The following is a 15,853-nucleotide window of genomic DNA, read 5'->3' as shown; positions in this document are numbered from 1 at the left end:
TTTCACTACGTTCAAATAACAGGAAGTTAAAAGCAAACACACGGAAGTTAAAATTTAACAAGGAAATATCTATGCTACATTCTTTCAAATTCCCTGCAATCAGGGGAGTCCAATCAGGCCGTGAATTCTTTACGGTTATGTGTCCATTAAGATTAGTATCAAAACTATTTACATTCACAGACGAAGAACTAAGGCCAGAATTACGTGCGCAGCGCGTTTTAAATAAATCTAGAATACCTGAGATGAGAGATTATCTCGTTAACAACCCAACAAACTACACTTTCTCTTCCATTACAGCATCAATTGACTCAGAGTACAAATTCGACTCTGTTTCAGATGACAATCCTAATATTGGAAATCTATCTATCTCGATGGACTGCCGCTTCATTATTAACGATGGGCAACATAGACGCGCTGCTATTGAAGAAGCCTTGAAAGAAAGGCCAGAACTTGGAAATGAATCAATTTCAGTAGTTATGTTTGTTGATGAGGGCTTAAGACGCTCCCAACAGATATTTTCAGACCTAAATCGTCACGCCATAAGACCTACTAACTCTATAGGAATCCTCTATGACCACCGTGACCCAATGAGCTCACTTACTCGTGAATTGATTGAGAGCGTTGAAATTTTTAATGGTTTAACTGAAAAAGAGAAGTCCTCGATAAGTAACAGATCTACAAAGCTTTTCACGCTTTCAGCTGTACACAATGCGACTAAAGTTTTACTATCCAAAAAGAAGAAAGACACCACACTAACGCAGAAAGACAAAGACAGGGCGCTAGAGTTTTGGACAAATGTGACACACAATATGCCTGACTGGAATGATGCCAAACTTAGAAAAGTCAACACTTCTGACTTAAGAGAAGAATGTATTCATGCACATGGAGTTGCACTACAAGCTCTTGGAGAAGTTGGAAAAGACTTAATGAGGCGCTACCCAAAGGATTGGAAAAAATACCTTAAAAATCTTTCTAAAATTAACTGGTCTAGAAGTAATACTCAGCTTTGGGAAGGTTCAGCTCTTATTAATGGTAGAGTATCTAAATCTACAGACAGTGTTCGTCGAACTTCAATAATTATTAAAGAACAATTGAAAGTACCACTTAACAAAGAAGATATAAGCTATACTTCAAACACAATACAATAGAGGCGATATGGGGAATATACAATCTAATCTACTAAACACTTTTGGTGGCAGAACACTTGAAGAATATAAGGAAGAGATCAAGTCACTTTATCTTCATAATAAAACACCTTGGGTTATTGGATATTCTGGAGGCAAAGACTCTACAGCAACAACTCAATTAGTTTACTCAGCCCTTAGTGAGCTTAGTCATGATCAATTGAATAAGACTGTCTATATCCTATCATCAGACACAAAAGTTGAGACTCCGGCCATTGTAAACCATATTGATATAACACTAGATATGATCCAAGAGTCAGCTAAAAAGGATGGACTTCCTTTTCAGTGTGTAAAAGTAGAACCAAATACTGCAAATACTTTTTGGGTAAATCTTCTAGGTCGTGGCTATCCTGCCCCATCACAACAATTTAGATGGTGTACGGATCGTATGAAGATTAAACCTGCAAATAGGTTTATCTCTGAGCAAGTTTCACGCTATGGTGAAGTAATAATGGTTCTCGGCGTTCGTAGTGATGAATCAGCAAGTAGAGCTCAAACAATTGAAAAGAATAAAGATAAATACAATCCAGATTCATTATTAAATAGACACAACTCTTTATCTGGAGCATTTGTTTACCCAGTAATTAAAGACTTTACTACAGATGATGTTTGGACTTTCTTATTACAAAATGAATCACCATGGGGATTCGATAACAACTCTCTTCTTGCGCTATATCGCTCAGCTAACGCAGGAGAATGTCCTCTTGTCATTGATGCTTCTACAAACTCATGTGGTAACTCTCGATTTGGATGTTGGACATGTACCGTTGTAACAGAAGACAAGGCCTTAACAGCAATGGTTGAAAATGGAGAAGACTGGCTTGAGCCACTTCTAGACTTTAGAGATACTCTTGCAAAAACTCAAAAGAACAAAGAAAAGTATCGTTCACACAAACGAAGAAATGGACGTGTTGATTGGAAAACAACTAAGACAGTAAAAACAAAAGACGGAATGCAAAGAGAAAAAGAAAGTACTTCTGTTGAAATGAGCTACGGTCCATATAAATTTGAATATTTAAAAAAATTCTTCAAAGAACTCCTTATTACGGAGAAAAAAGTTAATGAAGAAAACCCAACTCAAGAATATTTTGAACTGATCTCACTTCCTGAAATTGAAGAAATTAGAAAACTTTGGAAATCGGAACAACAAGACTGGGAAGATAGTGTTGTAAAAATCTATGAAGAAGTAATGGCCAAGCCTTACCCTCTATCCAATGCAAAAGGAGGAGGATTTACAGGTAGCGACTACGCCCTACTCGATGAGATTTGCGCTGAAGAAGGCATTGAAACGAATATGGTTGCAAAGCTTCTCGAGACAGCAAGATCATATGATGGCCTTAAACGAAGAACTAAGGCTCTTCACTCTTTAGAAAATGTCATCAAAGAAGAATGGCGTACAAAAGAAGAGATTCTGAAAGCAAGAAAGGAAAAGCTAGAAAGAAGAGGCGTATCTTTTGAAGGAGTTCAGCAATGATTATTAACACATTAGAACTTCAAAACTTCGGGATCTACAGCGGTAGAAATGAACTAGACCTTACTCCTGAAACTAAATATAACAAAACTCGTCCAGTTATTCTTATTGGTGGGAAAAACGGTGCCGGTAAATCAACAATGTTTGAAGCTATCAAACTTTGTTTATATGGAAAGAAGTCACTTGAAGGAAAAGTTTCTCAAAAGGAATACCTAGAGTACCTTGACTCAAGAATAAACTGGTACACACCTGAAGATGAAACTGTCATGATTAAAATGACGTTTTCTCTATATAGAGACAATATCGACCCAACACTTGCCAAAGAATATAAGTACGACCTTACTCGTGAATGGTATAGAGAAGGAAATACAGTAAAAGAAGAATTCACTATATACCAAGATAATGTCCTCATTGAGCTAGATGAAGAGTTTTGGGAAGACTTTATTGAAGAAGTAATCCCTCAAGGCGTAATTGATCTATTCTTCTTTGATGGTGAAAAAATTCAGGGCCTAGCTGAAGCAAATAATGCAGAACTTGAAAAATCAATCAAGGCATTACTTAATCTAGCAATTATCCCTACTCTTTCAAGAGACTTAAGAAATATCTATAAGAGGCATATTGAGCAAGGTGCAGATAAAGTATCAAAAAACATTATTGCTCAAACTAATAATGATATTAAAAGAATTCAAAAAGAGCTTCAGAAACTAACTTACTCATACGGAGAGGCAACGACTAAAGTAGGATCAGTTAAAAGAAAAATTGAATCTTTAGAAAAGAAGCTAAAAGAAACAGGTGGTGAATTCTACGAAGAAAGAGATCACTTAAAAAGTGAAGAAGGACGACTTAAGGCAAATGTGAATCAAGTTAATCTAGAAATTGGTTCAGACTGTGGAGAACTAACTCCTTTCCTTCTCGCTCCAAACTTAGTAAAACGAGTACTAGAAAATGTAGAAGAAGAAGTTCAAGCAAAAGAAATTCAATCTTCACAAAAAGTACTAATGAACAAGAAGGCAGAGCTAGAAAAGAAGTTAAAAAAGATCCTTAAAGAAAGTAAGATTGATAAATCTAAAGATGAAGAAATTTATAATAAAGTTTCTGGTTTCCTAGCAAGTTGGGAAAGTGAATCCAACATCGAGAGCAAATACAATATTGGCCCTATTGAGTTAAGAGAAGTAAAAGCTCGATTATCAAATAATCACCTTGAAAAGTTCTTAAAAGACTTTGACAAGTTAGAAGGTATTCACAGAAGCTTAGATACAATACAAAAGAAAATTGAAGCAGCAGCTAATGATGATGTCATTATTTCAATTCATGAACAGATCAATGAGCAAAACCTTATTTTAGGCCAAAAAAGTAAAGACCAAGAATTGATTCTAAAAGAGAAGAATCAAAGAGAGAATGAGCTCAAAATACTTCAAAAAAATCTTCAAAAAGTTCATGATCGAATTGATCGATCAGAAGATCAATCATTAAATTACGAAAAGATTGATCAAGTAGTTAGTGTTTTAAAGAAATTTGAAGACCGATTAACAAAAATCAAAGTAGCAAACCTTGAAGATGAAATTCTCAATTGCTACAGACAAATCCACCGTAAGAATGGGTTTATTTCGCGTGTTAATATCAATGCTGAAACTTTCGATGTTACGATGTTTGATAATCAGCAAAGAGTAATTCCTGTCGATAAACTTTCAGCTGGTGAAAAACAAGTCTATGCAACATCTGTTCTTTGGGCCTTATCAAACCTTTCAGGGCAATCTCTTCCAATGGTAATTGATACACCACTAGGCAGACTAGACTCTGAACACAGAGATAACCTAATTAAGAACTTCTTCCCTAATGCAAGTCATCAGGTAGTTATTCTTTCTACAGACACAGAGATTGACGAAGAATATTACACAAGAATGAAGAACGACATTTCTCATACTTACTGTATTGACTTTAGTATCGATGACAAAAACTCTAATGTTGGTGGCGGATATTTATTCAATGAAGGTAAAGCATAATGAATATTTCAAATAGAATTAAAGTTTCAAAAGAAGCTACAGATAAAATGAAGCAGCTAAAAGCAAAGCTAAAGTCAGGACCTCTTTATTCTATAGCCAGAATGGGTCTAATGTACAGTCTCGCTGATGAAATGCCGCCTCAGAAAGAGTATTACCAAGAAGATGGAATGGACTTTAATAAAACAACATTCTTTGGTGATGATTACTATACATACATGACTCTACTTGAAGAATACGGCCTCTACACAAAACCAACTGATTCTAGAAAATCAGAAATAACAGATGAATTAGGCCCTAAGCAGTTAACGTCTTACTTAGCCGCTCACACAAATAGAGGAATAGTTAAGCTTAGTAACCGCATTAAAGGACAAGAGGACTTACTAGACTTAGTTAAAGAACAAAATTTATGATCTACCTTGATGACAATGCCACAACACCTGTTCTTCCAGAAGTTATGGAAGTGATGCTTCCTTACTTTACGGAAAAGTTTGCAAATCCAGCTTCACGTACACATGAGATGGGAAGAGAAGCTTCCGCTGCAGTTGAATCTGCAAGAAAACAACTAGCAGCTATCTTTAACCTAGACTCTAAATACTGTATTTTTACTTCAGGTGCTACAGAAGCAAATAATATGGTAATTCTTGGACTTAAGAAACACCTTAAAAAAATCGGTAAAACGAAAATCGTCACTTCAATGTTTGAACATAAAGCTGTGCTTGATCCTTGTAGCCACCTTAAAGAAGAGGAAGGCTTTGAAATAATCTATGTTAAGCCTGAAACTAATGGATATATCGATCCTGAAAAATTTCGCGATGTCATCGATGATAACACAGGACTCGTTTCACTTATGCATGTTAATAATGAGCTAGGAACTGTTCAACCAATCAAAGAAGTTGCAGAAATAGCAAAAGAAGCAGGTGCCTTAATGCACGTTGATGGTGCGCAAGGTTTTTGTAAACTAGACCTCGACCTTGAAGACAGCATTGACTACTACACAGCCTCTGGACATAAGGTCTATGGGCCAAAAGGTATTGGTGCACTTTTCATCAATGGTCGAAAAGCACGTAAGGTCCTCTCTCCTATTATCTTTGGAGGAGGCCATGAAACAGGGCTTCGTTCAGGAACACTTGCCACTCCATTAATCGTAGGTTTTGCGGAAGCAGCAAAACTGACACGCAAAAAGTTTCTTAATAAGAAAGAAATTGAAAAGCGTATAAAGTTAGCAAATGAGATCGAAGAAGAGATTGCAAAATATCCTAATATTCATATAAATGGGTCAATAGATAAAAAACTCGCAACAACAGTTAACTTCAGAATTGACGGAGTCAACTCTGAAGCACTTATGTTAAGAATGAAGGATTACTGCTTGAGTAATGGGTCAGCTTGTACGAGTAAGGACTACTCTCCTAGTCATGTATTGCGCTCAATGAATATTACGGAGGAACAATGTAAATCATCTTTTAGATCATTTATAAGTCTCAACTTAAGTCGTCTAATTCAATCCACACAATAAAACTTAAATCAAATTTTAATTAAATCATCAATATCAATGAGATCTACATCTACGACTATTGTCTTAACCTTTTCAAGGCATTTACTACATAGCCCAAGATCAATGTATACATCAGGGGACATACATCCACCAGATAAGGACCTTATTCTTAAAAATGTATCCCCAATGCTAATGAGACAACCTTTAAAACAAGAATACTCTCCTCGTGATTTCTTAGTTATTTTTGTCGACAGGACTTGTATACTATTAATTTCGACACCTAACTTATCTCCTTTTAAACTTTTCATCTCTCCCCCTATTACTTACTAATTTTTGCACTCAGGTTTTTAATTCTCTCGCTAAGAGTTTTCAAAGAAGATTTTAAATGATCAGATTTAGTAATCATTGTGTCTAAGTCAATCCGGCCTAATTCTTCGATTAACTTGTCAATAATCTCTGTAGGCATTACACCATTCTTATGAGCTATCATATCTTGTTCGATATCGAAAATTCGTCTTGACTCCTCTGGCTCTAACAAATTTATATCAGTTGCAAATGAAGTTGAAGTAGTTGGCTTAGCATCGTAATCAACAAGCTTCTTCCAAACCACCCAAGACTTAGCTGTTGGGAAGATATTCAGCTCTCTTTCCTCATCTCCTCTTCCTTTTAAAAAACTACCATTAAAAAGCATTAAAGCTGCATCATCATCAAATTTAACATCCAGCTTATCAAGACTAAACCTGTCTCGTAAAAATACGCTTGATGAGATTTGCTCTATAAATTGCTGATCACGAACATCAAACTTTGTACCATCCTTTAACATATGGGAATAACGACTTTTAAAGTCTTCGAAAATTAATGCATTTTGAATACTAGATCTGGCACTCCTTGTGCTAACGCCAAAAAGAGATGCAACTACACGAACAGTATCCATATCTATTTTATTCCGATCTCCACCATGACTAAAGTAACTTTCAACAATATAGACGTTTCTAGCATGAGGAGACCAAGCAACGGCACCAGAGATATGTCTAACCGATAGAATATGTGCCATTTTCTTTGCCATCTCAACAATATCATCTTCTTTTAACAATTTTACTTCTATTTTTGATGTATCTGAAATAACACTTTTGTAGTTTTCAAAAGCATCACTCTCATCATTCATTCGAGTAAACTCTTCCCTAATTTTCTTCAAAGTACCGATTCGACAATTCCCTTCTAAAACAACATATTTCCCTTTCTCTTTTGGATGTTTCCATACAATAGGTTTACTATCCGGGTACCAACCTAAGCTAAGTATTGAGTTTTTTAAATCTTGTTTCAAAAACTTATTTTTATTAAGAAGTTCTAGAGTCTTCCCCTGCTCACCTAAATCAAAAAGAACCCTATTATCCTCGTACCCCTTTTTCTTTTTACTTCCAAACCGAGGGTTATTTATATCCAAATACAACGAATCGAAATCTACAACAATTTCCTCTATATGGTCATTTATTCTCATCACTTAAATCTCTCCTTCATTATTAAATATGAGTCCCTTACTAAGCTCGTCCATTGTTAAGATATTAATTCCCCAGATGGCAGAATAAGGAAGTGAAACGTTTGACTTTTCTAATATATTTACATTATTGGTATCATTGTTAGCATTCTTAAACTTTTCCTTTATAACTTTAAATTCAAATTCACTAATTATATATGCTTTAAACTTATTATTAAAAAGAGGTAGCTTAAATAAAACTAGACCTTTTTCATTCAAAAAGAGTGATCTTACCTCTTCAGGGTTTACAACATCTCTCAAAAATGAATCAAGTCTATTTGAACTAGATTCTCGTAAATTGAATATTTTCAAGTATGTTGAAGAACAGCTCAATGGCCTCGAAAAGAACTTTTTCTTATTATGGACTTCTTCAAAAGCGTAGTTACAACTTATAATTAAATCATACAAAAACTTCCTTGAAATACTCTGTCCATCAAAGACTTCAAGCAACCTCTCTATATATACTTCAATATTCTTAATTGTTTCTTTTTCAAATGCGATATCATTAAAAATTTTTTTCAAAATTATTTTATTCTTTGGCTTGAAGTTAATTACTCCCCACTCAGCCAGCTGTTCAAAATTATCCCTATCACCATGGTATGAAATCCCATACATAACAAGTGTATCACCCAAGCAACAATCTTGAAGATTAAAACCGGAGTTCACGATCCTATACTTAGAGATATACTCCTCAATATTTTCAAGATCCAAGACTTTAACCTCAGGCTTTAAATAATCAGAAAAATCTACATCTAACCAAGCATTATCAAAATAGTATGCAACATCATTATTGTAGAACTGTATGATATAAGCACTTGTCTTACCTTCAGAATATCTTAAGCATCTCCCTGCGGACTGTAATTTATTAATTATACTAGAAGATTGAAAGGTTAAAAATATTGCATCAATTGATTTATCGTCATAACCTTCTTTCACTAATGAATCAGTAGAGAAGACAACCCCTCGAGCATGTAGCAAGGACTGGTTTTCACTATCTCCAGACTTTAATATAAACACCATCTCTGCTAAGCCAGGTTCTTTTCGGATAGTAAGGAATTCTTTAAACTCCGTATAAAGCTTATCTCTATCCTCAGTTTTTTTTACTAAGACCAGCATCTTGTTCATTTTAGAATTTAAGTTGCTTAGAATAAACTCGAAAATCTTTTGTTTATTAGAAGATTTTGTTAAAGAAAAATCAGATATTTCAAATGGAACAAATTCAGGCTCAATGATTACACCACGATCAAATAGCTCCCTATATGTAATCTGAAAACTTATTTTTTCAAAACCTATTGGTAACAAGTCAGGACGGTTCGGGGTCGCCGTTAAGTACAAAACATTACAATCAACATTTTTTAAAAAGGCATAACTGTTTGCAGCTGAACGATGCGCTTCGTCTACAATAATTAAATCATACTGATCAAAAGTACAATCTTTAACATTGTTAACTAGCTCAAAGTCAACTGAACTTAAAAATTCTTTTTCCTCTATTTTATTATCTTTAAATAGATTTTCTAACCTATCTGCAGCTTGTTGCCTTAGGAAATGTCGATGAGTTATCCATAATATCTTACAACTCTGACTTTTCCAGGCTTTATATGCTGACATAAGAGCAATTCTAGTCTTACCACCACCTGTTGGGACAATCACGCCCAAGTGATTATGTAGAGGTCCTTTTAAATCTGAAAAAATATTATTAATCGCTACTTCTTGATATGACCAATCGGGCTTCATCTTACGCTTCCTTCTTAATTAACCATTCACTATATCTTTGCACTACTCTTACTTCATATTCATTACTTGACTCAACGATCAATGAATACAGTTTATTCACTTGTGAAATATAATCCTCATTTGATGGCGTAGGAACATCGACAATATTCTCCCTTAACCATCGCTTTATAACTCCAAACTTTTGACCAGCTCCTACAAAGTTCAACAAATGCTTCACTATATTCAGATCCAAGAACTTTACTTTTACTAATTCATACGAATCATTGATACTCAATCTCATTAACTCAATATCATGTATTACGACTTCATCAAAAAAACCACTCTGAAGTTTCTCATACAATTTTTCTAAAGACTCTGACTGTGGAATATCTAATATCGAAAATCCATCAGGTGATGATAAATTTGTAAAACGTCCCATTTTATCAATTTCTAAATTTTCTAATATCTCAATAGTTAGTTTCTTAGATCCATTGAAAAAATCAACTACATTTGTCACATCATAATTTGAAATAGAGCACATCAACTCAAGATTCCCACTCAAGTTGTTAGAGATACCACTTCTTGTTAAATTTGCCGAACCCAAAACACAGGACTTTTTACGAGAAGAATACAATAGCTTCATATGGGTTTTACTATTAGATCGAACCTCCCAACCTAAAGACACTAAAGCCTTTAAACTATCTAAGCACAAACTTCCATATTCAACATCTCTTATATCACCTCTAACAAGAATCTTTCCTGGAGGAAGACTTTCAATAAGCTCTAAACCTGCACGAGAGAAAAAAGGAGACACTACAAACAACTCACCTCTTTCTTTTATATTTTCACTCAACCAACCTATGACTTCGTCTTTGTTTTTTAGAAAATTGAAAATTCGATAATTCATAAGCCCTACAGAAATACTAATAAAACAGAAGAAATACGTTCTTTACAAAAACGCCAAAACCGCATAACAAAATAATTTAATTAATACTCTATTCGGTAAACTCATAAATAATTTTAACACCTTAGGAAACTTTAGAGGAAATAAACATTAGGTCCCTATCTGTCCGAATTTACGAAAAGGGGCTAAAGCCAACCCTAAAAAAAATATCAAACTGAGACTTAAATTCTAAAAATGAATAATACGTATGCAAGAAACAGGAACTTTTAATGAAATTATAAAACCAACAAAGTTCAGTAAAAGTATGAAAGAACAAGGAGCTTAAAAAACCAATCAACCTAGGACTGGCATAACTTCATAAAATCTTCCAATCCTCAATATCATAGTATCTTTTAATCTATTAGATAGTTGTGAACTTAGCACTTAGTCATTTTCAATCTAAACGGAGCCTACTAATACAGAAACATGTAAGTCCTAAAGAAGCAGGTTACTTGATTGAAGAGATAGTTTAGACGAAGAACTTAATAAATTTTAAATATATGAAATTAAAACTCATCTAAGATATCGCTCATAATGATTAATAGATATAATAAGCAGCTAAGAATGTAGCGATTAAAGATCGGGCTTATTTTAGTCGTTAAGAAGAAAATAGAGAAAACGTAGAAAGAATCTTGTCAGATGAGTTTGGAGATAGATTTCAAGTACAAATTCTGAATCTTGAGGACTTCCATGTGGAGTAGCTTATATTTTTTGTAAAAAGCTAATAATTATTCGACAGGATATAAACAATGGGAAGGTTAGCACCTAAAACAGATGTACTAAGAGCACTATTCGCAAGGTCAAATAATGAATGTGCCTTTAGAGGATGTAGTCATAATCTCATAAATGACTCGAACCAATTTATAGCTCAAGTATGTCACATAGAAGCTGCCTCTGAGGGAGGTGAAAGATTCAACCCAAATATGACAGATGAAGAAAGAAGAGATTATAAGAATCTAATTATACTTTGCTATGCCCATCACATAGAAACAAACCAAGTTGATAAATATTCAGTAGATTATCTTCAAGAACTCAAAAAGGAACATGAAAACTCCAACCAAAGTGTAGCCTTTACTATTACCGACGAAATACTTAGTCAAATAACCTCAGAGTACGAGAATTATTGGAAAGAGATTAAAGTTCTAAATACAACAAAGCACAAAGCTCCAGAAGTAGCTCTTGAAATAGAAACAGAGCGATCTGGAATTGAAGCAATAGCCTTAGCATTTGAATACATAGAAAGAATCAAAAGTCTCACAGATCAATTTAACATTAGCGATATAGAATTATGGAGTGAAATTAAGTCATTTTTGAATCAGCATCATGTAAATTATGAAAAACTTGACGATGTGCCATATTATGAAAACCCTTTTGAAAATAGAAATTGGGAACATCACAATTTAGGTATTCCAAATATGCTAAGAGGAATGTTCGTAATATTAAAACAAATAGAACTTCGTTACCTTGAGGAATATTTGAAAACAAATACCAATGACACAGAGACATTAGAAAAATTTAAAAAGTTGAAAAACGAGTTCAAAAAAATAGCATCAGATTCAATTATCAATGACTAACCCCTGCCACACCATTGCAACACGACAAGGCAACCACCACGAAAAGCTGAATAATATTAAATAGTTAGAAGATCGTGGTGGAGGTGCCGACAGACTCATAAGGCTTAGTTTTCATTGAGATTACAAAGCGAAGTGTAGCCAAAATAGCCACAACGGCCCTTACTTTCGATAAACGTTCCCACTACTCGTTTGTGTAACGTTTTAGTAAATCCATTTTAATACTAATTATAAGTGTAGGCAAGGTTTGGAAACAATAATAACTAGGAATCAACATTCTCAAAGATCATTGCACTTTTTGATAAACTCAAGTGCTTTTGAGGCACTCTCTTTAAGATTATTTTCATTGATATCTTCTATTCCAAATTTCTGACTCTCACAGTAATCAATATATGCAAGAGCGATATTAACCTTTGTAATTGACTTTAACTTATCTAATTTATGAATGCTGCTAACAACATTAGAATATTTGTTTAGATTTAGAGGACCTTTGTTATCTAGTGCGCTTAACAATACTTCTGACTTAAGGTAATTTTCGATTGTCCTTCCAGTTGTTTCTAAAACTTTTCCTGAAGAAGACCTAACCTCTGCACTTAGTCGTGTTTTTGTTTCATCGAGTAAAGAATCCTCATCTTCTCTATCACTATCATAAGTGTAAATTATATTTGGGTTAATTTTTAGCATATCAATCAAATAAGAAGTTTCAGAAGACGTATTGGCACCAAAATGAGATCTAATCTTGCCACCATAAAAAACAAAGCTATAATGAACTCCTTCGTTTATTTCATTATCAGAAAGAAGTTTTATAAAATAGTTCCAATAAATCCTATCAGAAGGCCCTTCAACCCAAATCAAACAATTACTCATCAAGATATCACTTGGCATTGCTCCTAACTCTTGAACTAATTCAATTTTCTCTATGCTGTCTTTAATAAACTGAACGTTTGTACAGCCAAACTTCTTATACAAGCGGAAAAGAGTGGCTTGTTCCTTCTTAGATATGAAATCAATAATTGATGAAGAATGAGTTGTCATAAAACAATATGCATCAACATCAATTAACCTTTTATAAATATAAGCGATAAGTTTTTTTAAAAGTCCGGGGTGGAGTTTATTCTCTATTTCTTCAATTAAATACACGTACTCCTTAGCATTCTTATCTTCATACCATGGCAACAGTTCAAACATGGCAACAATCTGAAATATAGAGTTCAATCCATCACCACTCCTAAAAACAGAGTAGTAGTTTTTATCGTCTTTAACTTTAAAAGCTAAAACATCTGAAGCACCACTCGCTTCAATATTAAACTCTGTAATTGGCCGATCAAGATTTAATATCGAGTTCACAATTCTAATATATTCATCTAAACGAGACCCATTTTTTCGTTCACCAATAATTAAACTCTTAATTAGCTTAGTAGTACCTTTACCATCAACACTAAATACAAAGCTCCCACTAGATACTTCTTGGTGTTTTCGACGGTCATGAAGACGAACAACAGTCTTGTTTTTAAGTACATGATCTTTTTCTAGAGGTCTTTTTAGCTCTTTACGAAGTCCATCATCCCTAACTTCATAATGAATAGGAACTGGACATATGGTTAATCCCTTAGTTTCTTGCTCTGATTGAATTCTCTGTCGTACAATCCTTCCTGATTCTTTATCAAACTCCCACTCGAATGAAATTTCAGGGTAATGTATTTTATCATGATAAAACTGTTTATCAGAATCATTAAAAGACCTACGAATCAAAGATGCTACCGCATTCTCGATAGTTGTCTTCCCTGCATTATTTTTACCAATCAAAACATTAAGATTACTTATAGGCCTCAAACTAACACCTATTTCATTAACACCAAGGTAATTTTTAATGAAAATCCCATCACTCATAACTATCTTTTCAATTACTTTTTATTACGAATATTGAAAGAAAAAATAATCAAATCTCCCATTTATATTATTGTATAACTACGACATTGTGTAGGCAATAACCGTATAGAATATAAAACTAAGTAAATGAAATACAAAAAACATTCTAGAGATAAAATTAAGATTTGAAACATACATCACTGAATTTACTCTAGCGATTATCTCATGCTTATTATTGACATCTGCAATAGACTCTCAACAACTAAAGAATTAAGTAATAAAGGTCGAAAAAAGGGATATACGTTCATAAAAAACTAACATTTCAGGAAGTACAAATGCCAATAAAAAAAAATACTCGCTATAGTATTTATATGTCACTCGAAAAAATAACAAAGAGATCTTTAAAGACGGGGAAATCAGAGAAAAGAGCGATAAAGCAAAGTGATTGTATTTCAATAGATAAAGATAGTCCAAGCGTCAAATCATATAAAATAAATACTTCAGATTTGAAAGGGAACCTTTATATTACAAAAGGAAAAAGTAATCCTCCAGACTGGATTGATATGTGTGAAAACTTAACAAGTGGCGAAGACTTAAAAAAGTCTTACAAAAGACATTCTATTTCAGCTGTTGCCATAGTCAAACTAAAAGGATCGAAAAGATATTTTATACTTACTTTTGGACATGGTCACCAATATGTAAAAGAAAGCTCAGTAGAGAAAAATTTTGGGAGAAACGTAATTCTTAATACGGTCGATGCTGATAATTTTAAAGCACTAAGATCTCTATCCTACGATAACACACCATGGCATAAGGAAACGCAGGCAACGATTGCTTCAAACCTGGCTCTTTTCGAATATAATGGTGACTATGAACTACTAAAGCGAGTTACTGCTGAGTTTAATGAAAATATCCCTAAAAAATTTTTCAAAGAAAAAAGGTCTAAAGAAAACTTAGTCTCCTCAAGTGTAACAGGCCATGAATCACTTAGTCTAAGCTCAAAAATAGGAATAGACGAATTCCCTGATTTTTTTAAATGGATTGAAGGGCAGTATAAAAGGAAACAGTACAAAAAACTTATACCGAATATTGACGCATTCGAGGAAATTAAAGACCTAGAGAGAATAAACAAGTTAAATAATAGTCTTATAAAACAAATCCAAAAAAGGCATAAAAGACTAAATGTTATAATTCCAGACTTTATTGATATGGAAAAAGTTGATGCTTATTCAATCAATGATCTAGAAAAAAGCGATGAATTATCATCAGATGAAGTATTATTGTACCTACAAAACAAAGAAAAAATTACGATTGATATTTTAAAAAGTAATCATATTAAAGTATATTCTGGTGATACAATACAAGACAAATGGACTATTTATAAATGCATAACGACAGAAGTTATTATTGGCTCTAGTACATATGCACTAATAACCAACAACTGGTATAAAATAGATAAAGACTTTTACTCAAAGATGACGACAAATTTAAACTCTTATTTGGTCCAAAAAAAGACACATTCTAACTATTGCGATCTAAAGAAATTTAATAAGTCGATACATAATAACGAGGCTGGTTATAATTCTGATCACCTTAACATCAATGATCAAAAATATGTACTAGACCAGAAGTTTGTATATTTTAACAAAGGGACAAACAAGATTGAATTGTGTGATATATTATTTAAAAACCAACTAATTCATGTAAAAAGGTTTGGCAGCACAACAGGAATATCCCACCTTAACTTTCAAAGTATAATCTCTGCTCAAGTCATTAAAGAATTCCCTAAAGAAGTTGAAAAATTAATAAAGAAAGAAATTAATAATAGCACACACGAAGATTACATAATTTCAAAATTAAAAGAATTTGACTTTACTATTCACTTGGCCATAATTTGTGAAAACAATAGTTATGATAAAAGTAAAAAAATAAAAAACTTCTCAATATTTAATCTTATTAGTTTAAGTAAAACAATAGAAGAATTAAATAAGACTATTGGCCCAGGAAAATGTTTTATACAGTTGATTGAATGTACAAACTAAAATGGTGTTACTGATGAAAACACAATATATA

At 33.3% G+C, this 15,853-nt stretch carries 12 protein-coding genes; 7 read left to right on the top strand and 5 right to left on the bottom strand.

Features of this window, described 5'->3' with window-relative positions:
- Window positions 1–71 precede the first annotated feature (71 nt).
- From dndB to ABMA72_RS13305, 5 genes are read left to right on the top strand one after another with little or no spacing between them, the layout of a single operon-like run.
- Window positions 72–1,148, top strand: a complete 1,077-nt coding sequence (gene dndB, locus ABMA72_RS13325) for a DNA sulfur modification protein DndB (RefSeq protein ID WP_393057452.1) — start codon at window positions 72–74, stop codon at window positions 1,146–1,148.
- A gap of 7 nt (window positions 1,149–1,155) precedes the next feature.
- Window positions 1,156–2,658 (top strand): DNA phosphorothioation system sulfurtransferase DndC, encoded by a 1,503-nt coding sequence (gene dndC, locus ABMA72_RS13320; protein ID WP_393057450.1) that lies wholly within the window; start codon window positions 1,156–1,158, stop codon window positions 2,656–2,658.
- On the top strand, window positions 2,655–4,658 hold the full coding sequence (dndD, locus tag ABMA72_RS13315; RefSeq protein WP_393057448.1) for a DNA sulfur modification protein DndD: 2,004 nt from the start codon (window positions 2,655–2,657) through the stop codon (window positions 4,656–4,658). The genes dndC and dndD overlap by 4 nt, the downstream gene beginning before the upstream one ends.
- The gene (locus ABMA72_RS13310; protein ID WP_393057446.1) at window positions 4,658–5,068 is read left to right on the top strand and encodes a DndE family protein; all 411 of its coding nucleotides are present in this window, start codon (window positions 4,658–4,660) and stop codon (window positions 5,066–5,068) included. The genes dndD and ABMA72_RS13310 overlap by 1 nt, the downstream gene beginning before the upstream one ends.
- Entirely contained in the window at window positions 5,065–6,171 is a 1,107-nt protein-coding gene (locus tag ABMA72_RS13305) for a cysteine desulfurase family protein (RefSeq protein ID WP_393057444.1), read from the top strand. Before ABMA72_RS13310 ends, ABMA72_RS13305 begins: the two co-directional genes overlap by 4 nt.
- Before the next feature lie 8 nt (window positions 6,172–6,179).
- Here the strand turns inward: ABMA72_RS13305 and ABMA72_RS13300 are convergent, their stop codons facing one another.
- From ABMA72_RS13300 to ABMA72_RS13285, 4 genes are read right to left on the bottom strand one after another with little or no spacing between them, the layout of a single operon-like run.
- Window positions 6,180–6,458, bottom strand: a complete 279-nt coding sequence (locus tag ABMA72_RS13300) for a hypothetical protein (protein ID WP_393057442.1) — start codon at window positions 6,456–6,458, stop codon at window positions 6,180–6,182.
- 11 nt (window positions 6,459–6,469) lie between these two features.
- The gene (locus tag ABMA72_RS13295; RefSeq protein WP_393057440.1) at window positions 6,470–7,651 is read right to left on the bottom strand and encodes a hypothetical protein; all 1,182 of its coding nucleotides are present in this window, start codon (window positions 7,649–7,651) and stop codon (window positions 6,470–6,472) included.
- Complete coding sequence (locus tag ABMA72_RS13290; protein WP_393057439.1) at window positions 7,652–9,418, bottom strand: DEAD/DEAH box helicase; 1,767 nt, start codon at window positions 9,416–9,418, stop codon at window positions 7,652–7,654. It lies immediately after the preceding gene.
- A gap of 1 nt (window position 9,419) precedes the next feature.
- Window positions 9,420–10,304, bottom strand: coding sequence for a hypothetical protein (locus tag ABMA72_RS13285; protein ID WP_393057437.1), 885 nt, complete (start codon window positions 10,302–10,304; stop codon window positions 9,420–9,422).
- A gap of 785 nt (window positions 10,305–11,089) precedes the next feature.
- On the opposite strand from ABMA72_RS13285, the gene ABMA72_RS13280 reads away from it, so the two are divergent.
- The gene (locus ABMA72_RS13280; protein ID WP_393057435.1) at window positions 11,090–11,914 is read left to right on the top strand and encodes a hypothetical protein; all 825 of its coding nucleotides are present in this window, start codon (window positions 11,090–11,092) and stop codon (window positions 11,912–11,914) included.
- Between the two features lie 276 nt (window positions 11,915–12,190).
- Here ABMA72_RS13280 and ABMA72_RS13275 read toward each other — a convergent pair whose 3' ends face one another.
- A complete protein-coding gene (locus ABMA72_RS13275) occupies window positions 12,191–13,801 on the bottom strand; it encodes an ATP-dependent endonuclease (protein WP_392859062.1) in 1,611 nt (536 codons plus the stop codon).
- Between the two features lie 314 nt (window positions 13,802–14,115).
- Here ABMA72_RS13275 and ABMA72_RS13270 point away from each other — a divergent pair, with 314 nt between their 5' ends.
- A complete protein-coding gene (locus ABMA72_RS13270) occupies window positions 14,116–15,822 on the top strand; it encodes a DUF6119 family protein (RefSeq protein ID WP_392859060.1) in 1,707 nt (568 codons plus the stop codon).
- Window positions 15,823–15,853 lie beyond the last annotated feature (31 nt).

The sequence above is a fragment of the Halobacteriovorax sp. CON-3 genome, from assembly GCF_043196995.1.
Taxonomy (GTDB): domain Bacteria; phylum Bdellovibrionota; class Bacteriovoracia; order Bacteriovoracales; family Bacteriovoracaceae; genus Halobacteriovorax_A.
This window is presented reverse-complemented; position numbering and strand designations above follow the sequence as displayed.

Excerpts from the sequence above, each read along its gene's own strand:
- ABMA72_RS13270 (WP_392859060.1), top strand. The coding sequence starts at position 14,116 with ATGCCAATAAAAAAAAATACTCGCTATAGTATTTATATGTCACTCGAA.
- ABMA72_RS13300 (WP_393057442.1), bottom strand. The coding sequence starts at position 6,458 with ATGAAAAGTTTAAAAGGAGATAAGTTAGGTGTCGAAATTAATAGTATA.
- dndD (WP_393057448.1), top strand. The coding sequence starts at position 2,655 with ATGATTATTAACACATTAGAACTTCAAAACTTCGGGATCTACAGCGGT.
- ABMA72_RS13275 (WP_392859062.1), bottom strand. The coding sequence starts at position 13,801 with ATGAGTGATGGGATTTTCATTAAAAATTACCTTGGTGTTAATGAAATA.
- ABMA72_RS13305 (WP_393057444.1), top strand. The coding sequence starts at position 5,065 with ATGATCTACCTTGATGACAATGCCACAACACCTGTTCTTCCAGAAGTT.
- dndC (WP_393057450.1), top strand. The coding sequence starts at position 1,156 with ATGGGGAATATACAATCTAATCTACTAAACACTTTTGGTGGCAGAACA.
- dndB (WP_393057452.1), top strand. The coding sequence starts at position 72 with ATGCTACATTCTTTCAAATTCCCTGCAATCAGGGGAGTCCAATCAGGC.
- ABMA72_RS13290 (WP_393057439.1), bottom strand. The coding sequence starts at position 9,418 with ATGAAGCCCGATTGGTCATATCAAGAAGTAGCGATTAATAATATTTTT.
- ABMA72_RS13310 (WP_393057446.1), top strand. The coding sequence starts at position 4,658 with ATGAATATTTCAAATAGAATTAAAGTTTCAAAAGAAGCTACAGATAAA.
- ABMA72_RS13285 (WP_393057437.1), bottom strand. The coding sequence starts at position 10,304 with ATGAATTATCGAATTTTCAATTTTCTAAAAAACAAAGACGAAGTCATA.
- ABMA72_RS13280 (WP_393057435.1), top strand. The coding sequence starts at position 11,090 with ATGGGAAGGTTAGCACCTAAAACAGATGTACTAAGAGCACTATTCGCA.